The organism is Rhodoferax sp. XS2R6 (assembly GCF_056521365.1).
Map to the genome: position 1 here is coordinate 755935 of NZ_JBWMAY010000002.1, position 16025 is coordinate 771959.

At 64.8% G+C, this 16025-nt stretch carries 17 protein-coding genes; 11 read left to right on the top strand and 6 right to left on the bottom strand.

Translation table 11 applies throughout. The annotated features are described in order from the left end of the window. Positions 1-28: 28 nt before the first annotated feature. The 9 genes from AC097A_RS10080 to AC097A_RS10120 all read left to right on the top strand — a co-directional run bounded on the left by AC097A_RS10080 (position 29) and on the right by AC097A_RS10120 (position 9030). Positions 29-859, top strand: a complete 831-nt coding sequence (locus AC097A_RS10080; protein WP_479620719.1) for a CbtA family protein — start codon at positions 29-31, stop codon at positions 857-859. A 70-nt stretch (positions 860-929) separates the two neighbouring features. Beyond that, positions 930-1961, top strand: a complete 1032-nt coding sequence (gene bioB / locus AC097A_RS10085) for a biotin synthase BioB (protein ID WP_315495184.1) — start codon at positions 930-932, stop codon at positions 1959-1961. A 15-nt stretch (positions 1962-1976) separates the two neighbouring features. Beyond that, the gene (gene cbiB / locus AC097A_RS10090; RefSeq protein WP_479620720.1) at positions 1977-2939 is read left to right on the top strand and encodes an adenosylcobinamide-phosphate synthase CbiB; all 963 of its coding nucleotides are present in this window, start codon (positions 1977-1979) and stop codon (positions 2937-2939) included. Continuing rightward, positions 2936-3922 carry an aminotransferase class I/II-fold pyridoxal phosphate-dependent enzyme gene (locus AC097A_RS10095; RefSeq protein WP_479620721.1) on the top strand — a complete coding sequence of 329 codons (987 nt, stop codon included), beginning with the start codon at positions 2936-2938 and terminating at the stop codon, positions 3920-3922. Before cbiB ends, AC097A_RS10095 begins: the two co-directional genes overlap by 4 nt. After that, positions 3919-5547: a cobyric acid synthase gene (locus tag AC097A_RS10100; protein WP_479620722.1), complete on the top strand. Its 1629-nt coding sequence runs from the start codon at positions 3919-3921 to the stop codon at positions 5545-5547. The genes AC097A_RS10095 and AC097A_RS10100 overlap by 4 nt, the downstream gene beginning before the upstream one ends. An 11-nt stretch (positions 5548-5558) precedes the next feature. Continuing rightward, entirely contained in the window at positions 5559-6473 is a 915-nt protein-coding gene (lepB, locus tag AC097A_RS10105; RefSeq protein ID WP_479620723.1) for a signal peptidase I, read from the top strand. A 36-nt stretch (positions 6474-6509) separates the two neighbouring features. Then, entirely contained in the window at positions 6510-7598 is a 1089-nt protein-coding gene (cobT, locus tag AC097A_RS10110) for a nicotinate-nucleotide--dimethylbenzimidazole phosphoribosyltransferase (protein WP_479620724.1), read from the top strand. A gap of 11 nt (positions 7599-7609) precedes the next feature. Continuing rightward, entirely contained in the window at positions 7610-8479 is an 870-nt protein-coding gene (locus AC097A_RS10115) for an adenosylcobinamide-GDP ribazoletransferase (RefSeq protein WP_479620725.1), read from the top strand. Beyond that, the gene (locus AC097A_RS10120) at positions 8476-9030 is read left to right on the top strand and encodes a histidine phosphatase family protein (RefSeq protein ID WP_479620726.1); all 555 of its coding nucleotides are present in this window, start codon (positions 8476-8478) and stop codon (positions 9028-9030) included. The genes AC097A_RS10115 and AC097A_RS10120 overlap by 4 nt, the downstream gene beginning before the upstream one ends. Positions 9031-9052: 22 nt before the next feature. On the opposite strand, the gene AC097A_RS10125 is transcribed toward AC097A_RS10120, so the two are convergent. From AC097A_RS10125 to AC097A_RS10145, 5 genes are read right to left on the bottom strand one after another with little or no spacing between them, the layout of a single operon-like run. Then, positions 9053-9856 carry a substrate-binding periplasmic protein gene (locus AC097A_RS10125; RefSeq protein ID WP_479620727.1) on the bottom strand — a complete coding sequence of 268 codons (804 nt, stop codon included), beginning with the start codon at positions 9854-9856 and terminating at the stop codon, positions 9053-9055. Then, on the bottom strand, positions 9853-10998 hold the full coding sequence (locus AC097A_RS10130) for a GGDEF domain-containing protein (RefSeq protein WP_479620728.1): 1146 nt from the start codon (positions 10996-10998) through the stop codon (positions 9853-9855). The genes AC097A_RS10125 and AC097A_RS10130 overlap by 4 nt, the downstream gene beginning before the upstream one ends. A 9-nt stretch (positions 10999-11007) precedes the next feature. Next, positions 11008-11829 (bottom strand): HDOD domain-containing protein, encoded by an 822-nt coding sequence (locus tag AC097A_RS10135; protein WP_315479213.1) that lies wholly within the window; start codon positions 11827-11829, stop codon positions 11008-11010. Between the two features lie 15 nt (positions 11830-11844). Then, on the bottom strand, positions 11845-12489 hold the full coding sequence (gene nth / locus AC097A_RS10140) for an endonuclease III (protein WP_105260811.1): 645 nt from the start codon (positions 12487-12489) through the stop codon (positions 11845-11847). Beyond that, the gene (locus tag AC097A_RS10145) at positions 12489-13292 is read right to left on the bottom strand and encodes an HDOD domain-containing protein (protein WP_315493392.1); all 804 of its coding nucleotides are present in this window, start codon (positions 13290-13292) and stop codon (positions 12489-12491) included. Before AC097A_RS10145 ends, nth begins: the two co-directional genes overlap by 1 nt. Before the next feature lie 122 nt (positions 13293-13414). Here AC097A_RS10145 and AC097A_RS10150 point away from each other — a divergent pair, with 122 nt between their 5' ends. Together AC097A_RS10150 and AC097A_RS10155 are read left to right on the top strand one after the other, a co-directional pair. Beyond that, the gene (locus tag AC097A_RS10150) at positions 13415-14602 is read left to right on the top strand and encodes an aminotransferase-like domain-containing protein (protein WP_479620729.1); all 1188 of its coding nucleotides are present in this window, start codon (positions 13415-13417) and stop codon (positions 14600-14602) included. A 12-nt stretch (positions 14603-14614) separates the two neighbouring features. Further along, a complete protein-coding gene (locus tag AC097A_RS10155; RefSeq protein ID WP_105260814.1) occupies positions 14615-15352 on the top strand; it encodes a YoaK family protein in 738 nt (245 codons plus the stop codon). Here AC097A_RS10155 and AC097A_RS10160 read toward each other — a convergent pair. After that, positions 15349-15939, bottom strand: a complete 591-nt coding sequence (locus tag AC097A_RS10160; RefSeq protein WP_315848195.1) for a response regulator — start codon at positions 15937-15939, stop codon at positions 15349-15351. The two genes, AC097A_RS10155 and AC097A_RS10160, sit on opposite strands and share 4 nt — an antisense overlap. Between the last annotated feature and the right edge of the window lie 86 nt (positions 15940-16025).

Here is a 16025-nt window from a genome sequence, read left to right on the forward strand (position 1 = left end):
GCCACGGGTACTTCACAAGGAGATCGCCATGATTTTTCAACGATTGATCTTTGCCGCTTTGGCCGTTGCGCTGCTGGTGGGCAGCGTGCAGTCGGGCGTGCAGCAGTTGCAAGCGGTGCCCATCATCCTGGCGGCCGAGGTGTTTGAGAGCCAAAAGGTAGAAGCGCCCGCACCGGTGGCGGCACCCGCCATGGCCGCAGCCCACGCACATGCCGGCGCGGCTGCACACAACCACGCCGATGCGGCCACCGAAGAGTGGGCCCCAGCCGATGGCGCCGAGCGCGCCTTCTGGACCTGGGTGGCCAACGTGTTGCACGCCTTCAGCATGGCGCTGCTGGTGTTTGCGGTGATGGGCGTGAGCCTGTACCGCGGCAGCAGCCTGCGTTCGCTGGCGCTGGCCGCCTGGGTGGCTGCAGCCGGCTGGTTGACGTTCCATTTCTGGCCCTCGCTGGGCTTGCACGCAGAACTTCCCGGCATGGACGCTGCCCGCCTGGGCTCGCGCCAGGGCTGGTGGGTGTTGGCGGCCGGCAGTGCGGCACTGGCCTGTGTATCGGTCGCAGTCTTGCGCAGCCATTTGCGCTGGGTGGCAGCGGCGGCCTGGTTGGCTTTGCCCTACGTCATCGGTGCGCCGCAGATCACGGCCGACCCATTGGCCGGTTTTAGCGGCGAGGCCCAAGCCACCTTGCGCCAACTGGGTAGCCAGTTCATCTGGGCCACGACCTGGGTGTCGCTGTCGTTTTGGGTGAGCATGGGCTTGGCCGGTGGGCTGGCGTTTCAGCGTTGGGTGCGCCCCGCCTTGCTGACGCTGCTCCAGCGCACAGAGGGCCCGGCCGTGGGCACGGCACAAGCGCCACAGTAAGTGATACAGGCTGCACTTAGGTGCAGCGCTGTATGGATGAGACAACTGCATAACGATAAGGAAGACCCGTATGGAAACCACATTGATCGCCCCCCAACCCCTGCATTTCCACGCCCCGCACAAGACCCCTGCTGCACGCCCCGACGCGGGTCAGCGCGTGTGGACGGTGGCCGAGGTGCAAGCGCTGCTGGAGCTGCCCTTCAACGACCTGATGTTCCAGGCGCAAACCGTGCACCGCCAGCATTTCGACCCCAATATGGTCGAGCTGGCGACGCTGCTGTCGGTCAAGACCGGCGGCTGCCCCGAAGACTGCGGCTACTGCCCGCAAAGTGTGCACTTTGACACTGGCGTAGAGGCCGGCAAGCTGATGGGCGTCGACGCGGTACGTGAAGCCGCCGAGCGCGCCAAGGCCGCGGGCGCCACGCGGTTCTGCATGGGGGCTGCCTGGCGCGCGCCCAAAGACCGCGATGTGGAAGCCGTGGCCGAGCTGGTCAAAGCCGTCAAGGCCACCGGCCTGGAGGCCTGCGCCACGCTGGGCATGTTGAACGACGGCCATGCCGAAACTCTGCGCGACGCCGGGCTGGACTACTACAACCACAACCTGGACAGCGCTCCCGATTTCTACGGCGACATCATCACCACGCGTGACTACCAGGACCGCCTGGACACGCTGGCTCGTGTGCGTAACGCCGGCGTCAGCGTCTGCTGTGGTGGCATTGTGGGCCTGGGGGAGTCGCGCCTGCAGCGCGCCGGGCTGATTGCCGAGCTTGCTAATCTGTCGCCTTACCCGGAGTCGGTGCCTATCAACCATTTGGTCAAGGTGGAAGGCACACCGCTGGCCGACCAGCCGGACCTGGACCCGCTGGAATTTGTGCGCACCATTGCGGTGGCGCGCATCACCATGCCGCTGGCGCGCGTGCGCCTGTCGGCCGGGCGCCAAAGCATGGGCGACGCGGTGCAGGCCCTGTGTTTTGTGGCCGGTGCCAACTCCATCTTCTACGGCGACAAGCTGCTCACCACCGGCAACCCCGATGTGGACGCCGACGGCGCGCTGCTGCAGCGCCTGGGTCTGCGCACCGGTAAGCCCATGCCCAAGCCCTGAAGCACGGTTCCACCCATGATGGCGCTGGCCTTGGCATTGCTGGTTGCACTGGCGGTAGACCGCTGGTGGGGTGAGCCGCGCCTGCGCCTGCACCCCGTGGTGTGGATGGGAAACTACCTGGGCGCCGTGGGCGCCTGGGTGCAGCACCATACTGTGCAGCAGCCCAAGCGCCGCGATTGGAAGGCTTTTTGGCTCGCAGCCCTTGTGTGGATTGCGGGAGCAGCTATGGTTTCAGGAGCGGCCTGGGCGCTGCAAGCGGCCTTGCTGACGCTGCCCTGGTGGGCGGCCGGGCTGGGCCTGGGCCTGGCGCTCAAGCCCTTACTGGCCTGGGCCATGCTGCGGAGCGAGGTGCAAGCGGTGGAGGCCGCGTTGGGCCAGTCGCTGGACGCCGGCCGCGAGCGCCTGCGCTGGCTGGTGAGCCGCGAGGTGGCGCAGCTCAGCGACACCCAGGTGCGCGAAAGCGCCATCGAGACGCTGGCCGAAAACCTCAACGACTCGGTGGTCGCGCCCCTCTTCTGGTTTGTGCTGCTGGGCCTGCCTGGCGCGGCGCTGTACCGCTTTGCCAACACGGCCGACGCCATGTGGGGTTACCCCGGCGTCTACAAGGGCCAGAACTGGGCCTGGGCCGGCAAGTGGGCGGCGCGGGTGGATGACGTGCTGAGCTGGTTGCCGGCGCGCATCACCGCGGCGGCGCTGCTGATGGCGGCCGGAGCGCGCGGTGCCGGTTTGGCACTGCGCCTGCCTGCCCAGGCGCGCCAGACCCCATCGCCCAACAGCGGCTGGCCCATGGCCGCCATGGCGCTGAACCTGGACGTGGCGCTGCGCAAACCGGGTGTCTATGTGCTCAACCCCCAGGGCCGTGCGGCTGTGGCGGCAGACACGGCGGGAGCCCTGGTTTATGCATCAAAAGCACTGCTAGCCCTGGTGGTGATTGCGCAAGCAGCTATGGTTTTGATAGTACTGGGGGCGGGGCGATGAGCCGGGCTCCCCGCATCCATGGCGGGCCCGATGCACTGGGTGCCCCACAGTACGACTTTTCTACCAACAGCAATGCCACCGGCCCCTGCCCGCAGGCGCTGGCCGCCGTGCAGGCAGCCGATGCCACGCGTTATCCCGACGCCGCCTACACCGCGCTGCGCACCGCGCTGGCAGATTTTTATGCGGTGGCGCCTTGGCGCATCGTGTTGGTCGGCAGCGCCAGTGAGTTCATTTTTCGCATCACGGCCTGGGCGCGGCAGCAGGGCGCCCGCACGGTGAGTCTGCCCACCCACGCCTATGGCGACTACGCCCACGCCGCGCAGGCCTGGGGTCTGGTCGTGGCGGATGAGGGGGGTGTGGCCGACCTGGTCTGGGCCTGTGAGCCGTCCAGCCCGCTGGGCCAGGCGCACAGTCCCATGCTCACCCGCGTGCGCGGCACCGTGGTGCTGGACAGTGCCTACGCACCGCTGCGCCTGGCGGGCCAGCCCACGCTGGGCGGCATGCAGCGCCAGCAGCTGTGGCAGCTGTTTTCACCCAACAAGGCGCTGGGCCTGACTGGCGTGCGCGCGGCCTTTGCCATTGCGCCGCTGGGGGCAGAGGCGGCGGTGCAGCAACTGGACGCCCTGGCGCCGTCCTGGGTGCTGGGCGCCCACGGCGCCGCCATGCTCATGGCCTGGACGCAGCCTGATACACAGGCGTGGCTACAAAGCAGTTTGGACATCTTGGCCGGCTGGAAGCAGCGCCAGGTTGAGCTGTTGCACGCCGCCGGCTGGACCCTGCAGACCAGCGACACCCCCTTTTTCTGCGCCCGCCCGCCTGCGGGTGTGGACGCCGTGGCCCTGTGCGCCACGCTGCGCGCGCAGGGCATCAAGCTGCGCGATGCCACCTCGTTTGGCCTGCCGGGTTGGGTGCGGCTGGGTGTGTTGCCGCCCGCCGCGCAAGATGCGCTGGCCAACGCTTTGAATCAGAAAGTGGCCGCATGACCGCCAAATGCATCATGGTGCTGGGTACCACCAGCGGCGCCGGCAAAAGCTGGCTCACCACAGCGCTGTGCCGCTACTACGCGCGCCAGGGGCTCAAGGTGGCCCCGTTCAAGGCGCAGAACATGAGTAACAACGCGCGGGTTGTGGCCTCCGACAACGGGCAGGGCGAGATTGGCAGCGCCCAATACTTTCAGGCCCTGGCCGCCAATGCCGTGCCCGATGTGCGCATGAACCCGCTGCTGCTCAAGCCCGAGCGCGACACGCACAGCCAGGTGGTGCTGATGGGACAGGTGAATGCGGAGCTGAGCGCCATGCCCTGGCGCGGCCGCAGTCTCAAGGTCTGGCCGCAGATTGCGCAGGCGCTGGATGATTTGCGCGCCGAGAACGATGTGGTGGTGATCGAAGGCGCGGGCTCACCCGCCGAGATCAACCTGGCCGCCAGCGATGTGGTGAACATGCGCGTGGCCCAGCATGGCGATGCGGCCTGCCTGCTGGTGACCGACATTGACCGTGGTGGCGCGTTTGCCCACCTGTATGGCACGTGGGCCTTGTTGCCCGAAGACCAGCGGCCCTTCATCAAGGGTTTTGTGCTCAACAAGTTCCGTGGCGATGCGAAGCTGCTGGCCCCCGCGCCGCAGATGTTGCAGGACCTGACCGGCGTGCCCACGGTGGCCACCTTGCCCATGTGGTGGCACCACGGTCTGCCCGAGGAAGACGGCGTGTTTGACGACCGCAGTGTGGCCCGGGGCGCGGTGAACATGACGGTGGCGGTGGTCGCCTACCCGCGCATTAGCAACCTCGACGAGTTCCAGCCGCTGAAGAACATTCCGGGTCTGCGTTTGCAGTGGGTGCGCAGCCCGTCGGAGCTGGCCGGGCTCACGCCGACCGACTGGATCATCTTGCCGGGCTCCAAGCACACCAGTGGTGACCTGGCCTGGCTGCGCACGCAGGGGCTGGATGCGGCGATTGCGCGGCATGCAGAGCAGGGTGGGGCGGTGCTGGGGGTGTGTGGCGGGCTGCAGATGCTGGGCGAGGCACTGATTGATCCGCATGGGATTGATGGCAATGCGCCGGGTCTGGGACTGTTGCCGCTCGTCACCGTGTTTGCGAAAGACAAGACAGTGCGGCACACCACTACTGCGTTTTTGGCGCAGTTTCATTCGCACGGCGTGGCGTCCCTCTCGCCCGCGCAGGGAGGCAAAGCCGGGGGGCTCATACTGCCAAACGCGCAGAAATCGCCCCCCGACTTCGCTTCCCCGCGCTCGGAACCTGGTGTGGGTGCCGGTTCAACCTCCGCTTCGCCTTGGTCCGCTTTGGCTGGCGTATCGGTTGCTGGTTACGAGATTCACCACGGCCAAACCCAGCAACACGCAGCCATGGCCACCGCGGGTGACGTGGCCCATGCCGTGCTGCCTGACGGCCTCGGCTGGTGCAATGCCCGTGGCAATGTGATGGGCCTGTACCTGCATGGCATGTTTGAAGACGCCGACGTCTTGCAAGCGCTGTTTGGCGCGCAACTGGGAGGCACTGTGCCCACGCTGGAGACCGTGTTTGACGGGCTGGCGGACTACATAGGCCAGCACTTTGCGGCAGAGTATCTGGAGCAACTGATTGAGCGCGCGTAAAAAGGGAGAGCATGAAGAACCGTCCGAACAAATGGTTGGCAGCTTTATTGGGGTTTGTGATGCCTCCGCTGGGCATGTTGTACGTAGTGCGCTGGAAGTGGGCGATAGCCAGCGGGTTGGGCTTATTAGTCCTTGCCTGTCTAGAGCTTTTATCTCTCCATCGGGTCGAAGGACTGACCACCGTATTGAGTTTGGGTTTTGCGGTCTTTATTTGCCGCGTGGCATATGTTCAGGCGAATCGCTTTGATCCCGAACGCACCCGTCCGGCTTACAGCCAATGGTCGGGGATCCTACTCTCTAGCGTTGCCTTGGTCGTGTGTGTCGTGACCTTCCGTTCGTTTTTCTACGAACCGTTTCGTGCTGCAGCTGGCTCCATGCAGCCCACCATTCCGGTCGGGGCACGTATGGTTGTTCAAAAGTGGGGCTTTGGTAACTACGGTACTTATGGACTGAGTTTTTTTCGCTTCGGTGTTACCGAGCCCGTTGCGCGCGGGGACATTCTGGTGTTTGAGGCGCCGCCTCTGAGGAAATATCAGTATGTGAAGAGAGTTGTCGCTCTGCCGAGTGATCAAGTCAGGGTCCAAAACGGAAAACTCACCGTGAATGGACGTGTCCTGGTTCTCTCCCCCTTGCCCGACTACCTGGATGAATTTTCAATGCGCTACTACAAGCGGTTTCTAGAAAACTCAGGTGCGCAGGAGTACGAGGTTGTGTTTGATGAGCAAGTTCGCCCAGTTCCCTTGCCGACGGAGAAATTCGCCCACATGGAGAGTTGCCGATATGAAGCCGATGAAGTGACTTGCACCGTACCTCCAGACCACTACTACTTTCTGGGTGACAACCGTGACAACAGTATGGACAGCCGTTATCTGGGCTTCGTTCCGCAAGACCACCTCGTGGGCAAAGTGATTTACGTATCACCGTAGCCAAATTTTTAGTGTTGATTTTTGAAAGCGATTCCCATGACCACTTCTTTGCCCATCCTGGCCGATATTTCCAATGTCGCCCTCACCAATGCGTTGCAGGCCACGATCAACAACAAGACCAAGCCCCTGGGCTCTCTGGGCCGCCTGGAAGACGTGGCGCTCAAGATTGGCCAGATCCTGGGCAACACCGCGCCCGTGTTGGACCAGCCGCAGATGGTGGTGTTTGCGGGCGACCATGGGCTCACGGCGCGCGGCATCTCGGCCTTTCCCAGCGATGTGACCTGGCAGATGGTGGAGAATTTTCTGGCCGGCGGCGCGGCGGTGAGCGTGCTGGCCAAGCAAAACGGCATTGCGCTGACGGTGGTGGACTGCGGCGTGAAGCGCGACTTTTTGGCCGGCTTGCCCGCCGGTAGCATGCGCCCCGGTTTGCAGGTGCGCAAGGCCATTGGGGCTGAGTTGGGTACGGCAGATTCGTCAGCCCAAGCCGCCATGACGGCCGCGCAGCGAGACGAAGCGCTGCAGCACGGCATGGACCTGGTGAAGGGGTTGCCGGGCAATGCGCTGCTGCTGGGCGAAATGGGTATTGGCAATACCTCGGCGGCGTCGCTGCTGCTCTCGCGCCTGGCAGGGCTGGACATTGCCGTGTGCACGGGCGCGGGTACCGGGCTGGATGCACCCGCCGTGCAGCGCAAGACCGAGGTGCTGCGCGAAGTGCTGGTGTGCCATGCCGACGCCACCGCGCCGCTGGACGCGCTGGCGGCCCTGGGAGGCTTTGAGATTGCCACCATGGTGGGCGCAGTGCTGCAGGCCGCGCATGAACGCCGCGTGATCGTGGTGGACGGTTTCATTGCCACCAGCGCGGTGCTGGTGGCGCAGGCGCTGCAGCCGCTGGTCTTGCAGCGCTGCGTGTTTGCCCACCGCTCGGGCGAGCGCGGCCATGAGTTCATGCTGCAGCACCTGGGCGTGCAGGGTCTGCTGGACCTGGGCCTGCGCCTGGGTGAGGGCTCGGGCGCCGCGCTGGCCTGGCCGCTGTTGCAATCGGCCTGCACCATCCTGCGCGACATGGCGAGCTTTGCCTCGGCCGGTGTGTCCGAAAAGTCCGCTGACGCTGCCACCGCGCATTGAGCCAGGGCGCCATGGCCAGCTTCTTCCGCCACTACCTGCTGTCGCTGCAGTTCTTCACGCGTGTGCCGGTGACGGGCCGGTTGGCGGACTGGGTGGGCTTTAGCCCGGCCATGCTGCGCGCTAGTGCGGCGCACCTGCCGGGCGTGGGCTGGTTGGTGGGCGGCGTGGTGGCTTTGGCAAGCTGGCTGCTGCTCGCGCTGTTGCCCGCCAGTCCGTTTGCGCCGCTGGTGGCCGCCGTGCTGGGCACGGTGCTCAGCGTGCTCATCACCGGCGCCTTCCACGAAGACGGCCTGGCCGATGTGGCCGACGGCCTGGGCGGCACGCAGAGCCGGGAGCGTGCGCTGGAGATCATGAAGGACTCGCGCGTGGGGGCCTTTGGCGCCATTGCTGTGTTGCTAGCGCTGCTGGCCAAGGTGAGTCTGCTGGCGCTGCTAGGGTCGCTGCACGGTGCGGTGCTGTGTGTGGCGCTGTTCGCCGGCCATGTGATCTCGCGCTTCTGGCCGCTGCTGACGATTCGACTATTGCCCCATGTGGGCGATGTGGCCGGCTCCAAGTCCAAGCCGTTGGCAGACCAGATCAGCCTGGGCAGCCTGTGGGTGGCATTTTTATGGTCTTTGGGGGCTCTAGCCCTCGTCGGCATTGCGCAAGCAGCTATGGTTTTTGTAGTGACCGAGCTGACGTTACAGGCCTTGACTCTGTGGCTGTGCGCCGGGGTGTTGGCCAGTGGCCTGGCCTGGCTGGGCATGCTGCGTTGGTTTGTGCGCCGCTTGCAGGGGTTTACCGGTGACTGCTTAGGTGCCACGCAGCAGGTGGGCGAACTGGCCTTTTACCTGGGCCTGGCGCTGGCTTGGGGCGCGGTGGTGCACGGCGGGCTGGCATGACACTGTGGGTGGTGCGCCATGCGCAACCGCGGGTGGCGCCCGGCATTTGTTATGGCGCGCTGGACCTGCCGGCCGAACCCCAGGCGACCCACACGGCAGCAGAAGCGCTGGCCGAGGTGCTGCCGCAGGGCGCCGAAGTGCACGTCTCGGTGCTACAAAGATGTGAGCTGTTGGCGCAATATCTACGGGGGCTGCGGCCCGATTTGACCTTTAAGCCCGAGCCACGGCTGGTGGAAATGCACTTTGGCGTCTACGAGGGCGTGGCCTGGGCTGACATTGACAAGGACGCCATGGATGCCTGGACGGACGACTTCTGGGCGCACCGTTTTGGCGGGCAGGAGTCGGTGGCGGAATTTATGGGCCGTGTGGCCGAGGTGTGGGATGCCTGCCAGCCCGCGCGCGCGGCTGGCCGGGTGCAGGTCTGGATCACGCATGCCGGGGTGGCGCGGGTGGTGAGCCTGCTGGCACAGGGCGTGCGCCGCGTAGAGCAGGCCGACCAGTGGCCGAGCCAGGCACCGGCCTTTGGCCAGTGGTTGCGCGTGTTGCCCTGACAGGTGCAGTGACCGCCGCACTTCAGTCCGGCATCAACTCCATGGCCTGCCGTTCCTGCTTTTTGTAGGCCGGGCTGTTGCGCACGGCCTCGATCGCCTTCCAGATGCGCTGGGCCAGTTCGGGCTGGGTGGCCAGCAACTGGTGCGAGAGCAGCAGGTAGTAGGGCTTCTCCGTCAGCGGCACCGGCAGCTCTTCGAGCTGGTTGGCTACCTCGGGCTGGGCCATCAGCATGGTGGCGTCGCTGCCGCCCATGGCAATGGCGCCCACCCGGCCCAGCATGAGGCGGCGTGCCAGCGCCAGCGCGCCCTGGTTGCCTTCTTCCACCGCCACGCCCCAGCCGCGCAGCTGCGCACCAATCGAGTAACCCAGCTGCACGCCCACGGTGCCGTCCAGGTGGCTGATCTGTTTGCCGTCCCATTGCACGGCTGTGCCTTTGCGCTTGAGCAACACGTAGCGGTCGGTGTGCATGCGTTTGGCCGGGTCGGCCACTTTGCCACCGGGGTAAGCACCAATCTCCAGTCGATCAGGGCTGAAGCTGGCGGCAAAGGCGCCGTCCACTTCATTGGCCTGCAGGCTGGCCAGGCAGCGTTTCCAGGGCAGGGCCTGGTAGACAAAGGGCTGACCGACCTGCTGGCCCACCTGCTGCAGCAGCTCGAAGTTCAGGCCCCGTCCCTCGGCGGTGCGCCAGGGCTGGATGGTGGCGCTCTCAAAACACAGGCGCAGCTGTGCGGGGGCTTGTGGGGCCTTGGCGGGTTCTGTGGCCCAGGCCATGTTTGTGAACAGCCAGCCGGCCACCAGAAGCAGGTGCCAGGGCCGCGAGTTCATGCAAACTCGATGCGGTTGCGCCCATTGGCCTTGGCACGGTAGAGCGCTTCGTCCGCCCGGGCTAGCAGGGCTTGCAAAGAGTGGTCTTGTGTCTGCAGGGTCGCAATGCCTATGCTCACGGTGTAGCGTGTCTCGTTCTCGGCCAGTTCCGAGGAGTACCGTATCCGCTCGGCCACCACCCACGCGTCTTGGGCCGATGTTTCGGGTAGCAGAAGCACAAACTCCTCGCCGCCCAGGCGCCCCATCTGGTCCTGACTGCGCAAATGGGTGCTCGCTCGGTCGACAAAATCCATCAAGGCCTTGTCACCCGCCTGGTGGCCAAAGGTGTCGTTGATGCGTTTGAAATAGTCCAGGTCCATGGCCACCAGCGACAGGTCGCGGCCATGCCGGCGGTGGCGGTCCATTTCCAGCTGTGCGGCGGCGTTCCAGGCCCGGCGCATCAGCGCACCGGTCAGGGAGTCGCGCGTGGCCAGGCGCTCAAACTCGTCGCGCACCCGCTCGCTGGCCAGCAGCACAAAACCAATCAGGGTCAAGAGGGTGGTCACTGTCAGTGCGGCGTTGCAGGCCACGTTGAAACTGGTGGGGGCAAACACGCTGCCACCGGTATACCCAATCACGGCCCCGGTGGCGTGCACCAGCCAGGCGCAGGCACTGGCCATCAGCGCGAGCACCAGAAAGCGGCAGGCAAACTCGAAGCGGCTGTGCAGCACCAGGCGGTGGCTGTGCAGCAGGGCAATGGCGATCATGCTGCCATTGATAACCAGCACCCGCAGCACATAGTCGGGCCAGACCAACAGCAGCGCCGCCACGGCCAGGCTGACCAGGGCCAGCAGAGGCAGCCAGATTCGCATGCTGGAGGGGCGGCCCAGAAATTTTTCGGTACCGGCCACCCACATCAGGCTGCCGGCCATCATGAGCACATTGCCCAGCAAAATGGAAAACAGGGTAGGCAACACATCGCGGGTGGCGATCAGCACAATGCCAACAAATTGCACCAGCGCCCCGCCGGCCCACCAGCCCAGGCCGCGCACGCTGACCGGGTAGTTGCGCCGCATGGAGTACAACACCACCGCCATGAGCGGCCCCATCATGGCCGTCATGACCAGGATGGTGCGTGCGTCCAGCTTCAGAATGGCCCCCACAGCCCTCCCTCAGGCCAACAGGGTGGAGACATCGCTGAAGGTGTCTGGGTCGGGCAGGCCACCTTGCAGGTCGTCGGCCGAAAGCTGGAGGTAATGCTGCAGCGCGGTGGGTATGTGCGGTACGGCCTGCAGTACCGTGGCGTGGCTGCTGGCCTGGTCGGCCAGCCAGCCGGCCAGGTGCACCACCGCACACAGCTTGGACTGTTGCACTGCGGCCTGCGCGTCGCCGCAGAAGGTCAGGGCTTGCACCACCTCACCGGGAAAGTCCCAGCGTTTGGCAATTTCGGCCGTCACCCGGCCTTCGTCAAACCCCAGCAGCTCGCGTTCGCGCTGCCAGCGCTGCCCGGGGGCACAGGGCTGTTGTTGCAGCGCATCGAGCAGAGCGGGCTGGTGCTGCACGATCAGCATCTCGCCCAGGCGCAGCATCATGGCGGTGAGCCAAGCCTGCTGTTCATCAATATGCACTTCGTTGGCCAAAAACTTGGCGTAGCCCGCACACACCATGCTGTAGCGCCAAAACTCCAGCCGGTTGACCCCGGCCGGCAGGCTGAACACCTGTGCCATGCAAATGCCTAAGGCGCGGGCCCGGATTTGCGACATCCCGACCACGCTGACCGCGCTGTCCAGCGTGGTGACCGAGCGGGACAGGCCAAACAGCGCACTGTTGGCCATGCGCAGCAGGGTGGCGGTAAGGGCCGGATCTTTGGCAATCACGTCCCGCACCGTCACGACATCGGCATCCTCGTCGTTGAGCGTGCGGATCAGCGCATGCGCAACCTCTGGCATGACCGGCAGCTTGACCGTTTGGATAAAGGCGCTGATGTCCGCCATGGGGTGGTACTGTGGTTATCGGTTGGGGGTAGGGGTCTTGAGTGTATAGCCACAGACCCTGGCCACACCACATTGCCAGCACATTGGCTTGCGCGCCTGGCAGACGTAGCGGCCATGCAGGATCAGCCAGTGGTGGGCGTCCACCATGTACACGGGCGGAATGCGCTGGAGCAGCTTGCGCTCCACCTCCAGCGGGGTTTTGCCCGGCGCCAGGCCTGTGCGGTTGCCCAGGCGGAAGAGGTGGGTGTCCACCGCCATGGTAGGTTCGCCAAAAGCAACGTTGAGCACCACATTGGCCGTCTTGCGGCCCACGCCTGGCAATGCTTCCAGGGCTTCCCGCGTGCGGGGCACCTGGCCGCCGTGCAGGTCCACCAGCATCTGGCAGGTCTGCATCAGGTGTTTGGCCTTGCTGCGGTACAGACCGATGGTTTTGATGTACTGCTCCAATCCCTCCTGGCCCAGGGCCAGGATTTTTTGCGGGGTGTTGGCCGCCACAAACAGCCGGCGGGTGGCCTTGTTGACGCCCACATCGGTGGCCTGGGCCGAGAGCAATACGGCTGCCAGCAACTCGAACACCGAGCTGAACTCCAGTTCGGTTTGCGGGTGCGGGTTGGCCGCCCGCAAGGTGGCAAAAAAGGTCTCGATAGCGGCTGGGGTCACTAAGCGGTCACGTCCAGGAAGGTGCTGGTGTCGGGGAATCTGGTGCGCAGCCAGTCGGCATCCAGCGTGAGTGCGGCAATCACGTCGGCGGGCAAGCCGTCTACGGAGTCCGGGCCGGCATTTTCAGTTTCGGCCAGCAGGCCGGCCAGGTGCACCACGGCGCCCAGGCGCGAGAAGGCCTGCTCAGTAATCGGGTCGGCCGAGCGCTGCAGGGCTTGCACCATTTGCATGGGGAAGTTCCAGCGGCGCGCCAGCTCGGCGGTGATTTGCCCTTCAGTAAAGCCGATCAGGCGCTGCTCGCGCTGCCAGCGCACACCGGGCAGGTGGGGCAGTTTTTCGATCTCGCGCAGGGTGGCCGGGTCGGCCTGGGCAATCAGCAGTTCGCCCAGGCGCAGCATCATGCCGGTGAGCCAGGCCAGCTGCCCGTCGATGCCCAGGCGGGTGGCCAGCCACTGGGCGTAGCCGGCACAGGCCATGCTGGAGCGCCAGAACTCCTTGCGGTCCAGGTCGGGCAGGTTGGGGAAGGACTCGCTCAGGCAGGCGCCCAGTGCCAGCGTGCGCACCTTGGACATGCCCACCATGGTGATGGCGTCGTCCAGCGTGCCCACGCCGCGCGGCAGCCCAAACTGGGCGCTGTTGGCCAGGCGCAGCAATTTGGCGGACAGGGCCGGGTCCTTGGCGATCAGGTCCCGCACCTGGGGGACCGAGGCGTCGTCGTCGTTCAGGGTCTGGATCAGCGCGTGGGCGACCTCAGACATCGATGGCAATTTGACAGTTGCAAAGAAGGACTCGAGATTGACCATGGATTCTCCAAAAAAAGTTGCGACCCAATCGGTGACAATTTACCCCAATCCCACATGCCTCCCGGCCAATTGGCCAAACGCCGCGTACTATTTTTTCCCTTTGTGAGCCGAAAGAGAGCCCCATGCAATTTGCCGATCGCCTGAACAACGTAGAAACCTCCGCCATTCGTGAGCTGTTCAAACTGCTGGGCAAGCCCGGCATCATCAGTTTTGCCGGCGGCTTTCCCGACCCCGCACTGTTTGATGTGGAAGGCATTCGCGAGTCCACCGATGCGGTGCTGAAAAACAACCCCGGCCCCGTGCTGCAGTACGGCGCGACCGAGGGTTACCAGCCACTGCGCGAAGGCATCAGCAAACACATGGCCAGCAAGGGTGCCACCGTGGCACCCGACGGCCTCATCGTCACCACCGGCAGCCAGCAGGCGCTGGACCTGATTGGCAAAACCATGATCTCGCCCGGCGACAAGGTCATCATGGAGGCGCCCACCTTCCTGGCCACCATCCAGTGTTTCCGCCTGTACGGCGCGCAGGTCATTGGCGCGCCGATCGACGCCAACGGCGTGGACGTGGACAAGCTCGAAGCACTGATTGACGAGCACAAGCCCAAGCTGGTCTACCTGATTCCCACCTTTGGCAACCCCAGTGGCGCCATGCTGAGCATGGAGCGCCGCAAGCGCATTCTGGAGGTCGCTGTGCGGACCCAGACCCTGGTGGTGGAAGACGACCCCTATGGCGAGCTGTTCTTCGACCAGGCCCCACCGCCCAGCCTGCTGGCCCTGAGCGACAACGTGCCCGGCAGCCGCGACTGGCTGGCGCACTGCGGCAGTTTCAGCAAGGTGCTGAGCCCGGGCCTGCGTGTGGGCTGGCTGATTGCGCCGCCCGCATTGCTGGGCCGCGCCACCATGTGCAAACAGTTCAGCGACGCCCACACCAGCAACCTGACCCAGGCCACGGCCGCCCACTACCTCACGCTGAACCGCCTGCCCACGGCCCTGGCCGCCGTGCGTGCCACCTATGCGGAGCGTGCGCGGGTGATGGCCGAATGCTTGCAGCGCGAGTTGGGCGACGCCATTGCCTTTGAGCGCCCCCAGGGGGGCATGTTCTTCTGGGCCCGCCTGACCGGCACGCATGGCAAAGAGCAGAACGCCAGTGATTTTGCCAAGCGGGCTATCGACAAGCTGGTGGCCTTTGTGCCCGGTGCGCCGTTTTACGCGCACGACCCAGACCAAAGTACGCTGCGCCTGAGCTTCGCCACGGCCGATGTGGCCAAGATAGAAGAAGGCATTGGCCGTCTGGGCCAGGCCCTGTAATTCCTTGCCCGCGTGACCTGGACCGATCTGGAACGCTCCTCCCAGGCCAATGTTGGCCTGGGTTCGGCTTTGGCCTTTGTGGCCGGGGCCACCAATGCGGGGGGCTTTCTGGCGGTGGGAACCTACACCTCGCACATGACCGGGGTGGTGTCTTCCGTGGCCGATTACCTGGTGCTGGGGCAATGGTCCATCGTGCTGGTGGGGTTGTGTTCGCTGGGGGCCTTTTTGGCGGGTGCCATGACCACAGCCTGGATGGTGAACTGGAGCCTGCAACGCAAGCTGCGCAGCGCCTTTGGTCGGCCGCTGCTGCTGGAGGCCATTCTTTTGCTGTGTTTTGGTGTGTTTGGTTCGGCGGCCGAGGCCAAGTTCTGGTTTTTTGAACCCCTCACCATCGTGCTGCTGTGTTACCTGATGGGTTTGCAAAACGCGGTGGTGACCAAAATCTCCAAGGCCGAGATCCGCACCACCCACCTCACCGGGCTGGTGACGGATTTGGGCATCGAGTTGGGCAAGCTGGTCTACATCAACGGCCACACCGACACCCCGGTGCGAGCCAACCGCGAGCGCCTGCGGGTGCAACTGCGCATGGTGGCCTGCTTTTTTGGTGGCGCACTGGTGGGTGCCATGGGCTTCAAGTGGGTGGGGTACAGCACCACGGTGCCGCTGGCCCTGATCCTCATGGCGCTGGTCTGGCGCCCCCTGTGGGCAGACTACCAAGCCTGGCGCGCACGCCAGGGGCAGCACGCCTAAAGTTTGGTGATTTTGGTGGCGGGTACCATGCCGGGTGTGCCTTGCAAATGCACCACCAATTCCCCCTGACGAAAGATCACGTCTTTGACGGTTTCGTAGCGTCCTTGGTACAGCACCGCGTCGCCCGCCTGGAACTTGGGTAGCGTCGGTAGTACGGGCCGGGCCGCGACGGGCTGCAGTTTGTGGGCCACTTCGGGGTGCAGTTGCGCCATGTGTTCCATCGCTTTGGCCACAGCGGCCTTGATGTCCGCGGCCGTGAAGGGTTTGGCCAGCTGAAACAAGGCGCCCGCACGCTGGGCCTGTTCCGCCATGGTGGGGCCCATGTGTGCACTCATGAGCCCGAATCGGCATTGTGGATTGAGCTTTTGCAGCGATTGGTGCAAGGAAAAACCACTCACCAACTCTTTGGAGTAGCAATCGGTCAGCAGCAGGTGGGGCTGGTGTTCGGCAGCCACCTCCAGTGCCGCCTGGGGCGTGTGGGTGGTTTTGATGCTGGAGGGTTCGAAGCCGTAACCCTCCAGAAGTTGGCGCAAAAAAGTTTGGATTGCGGTGCTGTTATCGGCCACCAAAAAACGAATCGCTGACATGAAACCGGAAGACTCTCTAAAACACAGAAACACCCACGGCCTGCAGCCATAGACAAGCCTGAGCATAATGGCGCAACCCCCATTTT

Excerpts from the sequence above, each read along its gene's own strand:
- AC097A_RS10135 (WP_315479213.1), bottom strand. The coding sequence starts at position 11,829 with ATGGCGGACATCAGCGCCTTTATCCAAACGGTCAAGCTGCCGGTCATG.
- AC097A_RS10115 (WP_479620725.1), top strand. The coding sequence starts at position 7,610 with ATGGCCAGCTTCTTCCGCCACTACCTGCTGTCGCTGCAGTTCTTCACG.
- AC097A_RS10145 (WP_315493392.1), bottom strand. The coding sequence starts at position 13,292 with ATGGTCAATCTCGAGTCCTTCTTTGCAACTGTCAAATTGCCATCGATG.
- AC097A_RS10120 (WP_479620726.1), top strand. The coding sequence starts at position 8,476 with ATGACACTGTGGGTGGTGCGCCATGCGCAACCGCGGGTGGCGCCCGGC.
- cbiB (WP_479620720.1), top strand. The coding sequence starts at position 1,977 with ATGATGGCGCTGGCCTTGGCATTGCTGGTTGCACTGGCGGTAGACCGC.
- lepB (WP_479620723.1), top strand. The coding sequence starts at position 5,559 with ATGAAGAACCGTCCGAACAAATGGTTGGCAGCTTTATTGGGGTTTGTG.
- cobT (WP_479620724.1), top strand. The coding sequence starts at position 6,510 with ATGACCACTTCTTTGCCCATCCTGGCCGATATTTCCAATGTCGCCCTC.
- AC097A_RS10080 (WP_479620719.1), top strand. The coding sequence starts at position 29 with ATGATTTTTCAACGATTGATCTTTGCCGCTTTGGCCGTTGCGCTGCTG.
- AC097A_RS10125 (WP_479620727.1), bottom strand. The coding sequence starts at position 9,856 with ATGAACTCGCGGCCCTGGCACCTGCTTCTGGTGGCCGGCTGGCTGTTC.
- AC097A_RS10100 (WP_479620722.1), top strand. The coding sequence starts at position 3,919 with ATGACCGCCAAATGCATCATGGTGCTGGGTACCACCAGCGGCGCCGGC.
- bioB (WP_315495184.1), top strand. The coding sequence starts at position 930 with ATGGAAACCACATTGATCGCCCCCCAACCCCTGCATTTCCACGCCCCG.
- AC097A_RS10150 (WP_479620729.1), top strand. The coding sequence starts at position 13,415 with ATGCAATTTGCCGATCGCCTGAACAACGTAGAAACCTCCGCCATTCGT.
- AC097A_RS10095 (WP_479620721.1), top strand. The coding sequence starts at position 2,936 with ATGAGCCGGGCTCCCCGCATCCATGGCGGGCCCGATGCACTGGGTGCC.
- AC097A_RS10160 (WP_315848195.1), bottom strand. The coding sequence starts at position 15,939 with ATGTCAGCGATTCGTTTTTTGGTGGCCGATAACAGCACCGCAATCCAA.